Source organism: Dermabacter sp. HMSC08H10 (assembly GCF_001807585.1).
In the GTDB taxonomy this organism is placed as follows: Bacteria; Actinomycetota; Actinomycetes; order Actinomycetales; family Dermabacteraceae; genus Dermabacter; species Dermabacter hominis.
Map to the genome: position 1 here is coordinate 1 of NZ_KV789414.1, position 2,751 is coordinate 2,751.

At 58.7% G+C, this 2,751-nt stretch carries 2 protein-coding genes; both read right to left on the minus strand.

Translation table 11 applies throughout. The features are described 5' to 3' along the window. Positions 1-180: 180 nt before the first annotated feature. Positions 181-1,920, minus strand: a complete 1,740-nt coding sequence (locus HMPREF3176_RS10290; RefSeq protein WP_168161925.1) for a hypothetical protein — start codon at positions 1,918-1,920, stop codon at positions 181-183. Between the two features lie 16 nt (positions 1,921-1,936). Beyond that, on the minus strand, positions 1,937-2,440 hold the full coding sequence (locus HMPREF3176_RS00500; protein WP_070457371.1) for a hypothetical protein: 504 nt from the start codon (positions 2,438-2,440) through the stop codon (positions 1,937-1,939). Positions 2,441-2,751: the final 311 nt, after the last annotated feature.

A 2,751-nucleotide genomic window follows, 5' to 3' on the forward strand; every position in this document is an offset into this window, starting at 1 on the left:
GTGCACCACCCGAAGAGAAACCATTTTGCAAGAAGTTTCCGCTATGTTCACTTAGGTGCCCCAGGTGACGTCAACATTGGTGTTGTGTGCGCATGCGAAGGCCCCGCGGAACGGTGGTGCGACGCAACGTCGCTCCCTCATCTCGCGGGGCCAGCGCCTTTTTGAGTTGGCTACTCGGGGTTACGGAACGAGTTGCTTCACCTCAGGGTTCGCGGACAGGAAGTCCTCGTACGCCTGGTTCGCTTGCCCCTGTGCAAAGCCCTCGGGGTCATCAGCAAAGGCGCGCACCGCATCGCCGTCGATTCCGTCGATCGCCGAAATTTGATCGATGAGATCGTTTCGGAACTCGAAGAAGTCGTGGTGCGATGCATTGCCAAGCGTTTCGAGGGCATCGGCGACAGGGTCCACTGGACGCGGAGCCGGGGCGGGTGCCGGCGCGGGCTGGTTGACAGGAGCCGGAGCTGGTGCAGGCGCAGCTGGAGCCGGTGCCGGTGCGGGTGCAGCGGGTGCCGGTGCCGGTGCGGGTGCAACGGGTGCCGGGGCCGGAGCGGGCGCTGGCTGGTCGACAGGTGCCGGGGCCGGTGCGGGTGCCACAGGTGCCGGCGCAACGGGTGCCGGTGCTGGCGCAGGCGCTGGAGCTGCGGGTGCTGGCGCAGGCGCTGGAGCCGGCTGTTCGGCGGGCGCCGGAGCCGGTGCAGGTGCGGAAGGAGCCGCACCTTGCTCGCCCTGGGAACCGTAGGCCTCTTTCAGGGAGTCGTAGATACCGTTATTGAACGCTTCGCGCGCCGGGTCCTCGTACGCCTTCTTAGCAGCGTCTTTCAGCCCCTTCTTTACGGCTTTTTCGCCTGGCTTCGTAAGGTTCTTGACGACGACTTGGCCGGCTTTCAGCTCTACGCTGAGGCCGCCGGTAACCACGGTGGGGGCGAGGCCTCCGATGGTGTAGGCCGGATCGTGCGCCGTCTCGGTGCCCCATTTTCTAAGCCACGCCTCGCCGTGGATATAGACGGAGGGAGACGCTGGGCCCATGGCGGCGTCCTGCAGATTTTCGTATACCCACTTGCCCGCAGTGAATGCTCCTCGCTTTAGGGAACCGTCTTGCGCTCCTTTCACAATTTCGGGCGCGGTTCCGACAGTTCCAAGAGCTGCTCCCATTCCAGGAGGGGCTAGAAGGGTGCCCATTTGGAGCCAAAACTGCCTGTGACGAGCGCCGTCTGGGCCAAAAAAGAAATTCTTCAAATCGTGGCGATGATTCCAAACGTCAGAAACGTTGATGCGAACCGTGCCGACGATAATTTTTGGCATACCAATAATGGCGTCAAAGACGCCTTTGAAGAAGCTGCCTCCGGCGAAGTTACTCCACGCTGCTTCACCAGTATGTGGATTGATAGTTTCCCCTGTGATGGAGTCTGCGAGACTTCGGTCTTCTTGCTGCACTTTAAACTTGAAGGCCTGAACCGCAGCCTCCGCCGCTGAAATCATTTGATTGGCTTCAGAGAGGGCTTGCTCTCGTTCTTCGTTATCCTTTTCGATCGTCTCGCCCGGATTATCCGGGTCCGGCTCTTCGACCTTTTCAGGCATCGCCATAGCTTCTGCGTATTTCGCGTTGGCCGCATCGATGTCCGATTCGATCTGCGCCTTTTCTGTGTGAAGGTCGCTGAGCGTGTTGGAATACGAGTCGAGAGCGTCCCCAACTTTTTTGGTGCGTCGTTCGAGCTCGTCGGCAGCCTCCGATGGGGTGTGGAATACCCGTTGTACCTTGCCGCTTTCGGGTGCCTGATAGGAGGTGGCAATATCCGTCCAGCCGTACTTGGCTTCATCGATGATGGACTTATTGAGCATGCCAATCGCCACGAATTTTGCGCCTAGTTGGCTTACGGTGCCGGGGTCATCCAGCTCGGGGAGATCAGACTTTGAAACCATGATTTACTCCAGGGGTTTACTTCTCGATGGGGTACGGGCCGTAAGGGCGCTGCTCGGCTTCCCGTGCTTTTGCAAATGAATTAGCTAACATCTCTTCGGGGCTGCTCGCGTAGTTGGCTTGGCCCATCGGGTTTTCTGGTGTGCATACTCCGGGACCACCGCCATTGGCTTCGTTGTACCTGTCCAGATTTGTCATGCGACCTTTGCCTTCGGCGGCGGCTGCGTTGCTGTTACTGTTGTCAGCCATTTCAGAATCGGCGCTCATGTAATAGCGCATTCCCTCGGAAGCGTATTCGATATTTTGGTTGGCGCGCCCACGGCCGTAGTCCACTTCACTTCGGACGTATAGTTCCAGGCATGAACTTGATGCTCCCCGACTGAGAATGCTGTGTTCGAGTGCTTGGCTGGTAAAATCAATTGCTTCGTCCACAAGAGCGTTGACGCCAGTGAGGTTATCGAGGGTGTTCCGAGCATCGCGGGCTCGAAAAAAGTATTCGTTCGGCGTAAGTCTAAACTGCATGGATAATTGATTCCCCCCTGGTCGAGGATCGTGGTTACATAGCCGCGCAGTGGTGATGCATGGATCTCGCACCGCGGTTCAGTTGAGGTTTTCTCCGGCGATCCACAGAGGGTCTAAGCGGAGATGCTCGCACTCGAGGTGTCGTTGCGAAGAGTCTCTGAGGCTGTTGGTTCTATTTGCTATCGGGTGTGCTCCGAAAGGGAGCGCCGCGGCTCTTGCTGGTTCGGCACGCGTCCACTGTTCGGGCTTATATCGGGAATAACGCCCTGCCGCCGCTGGGGCGGCAGGGCGTTGGTGGTGTGTGGTGTTAG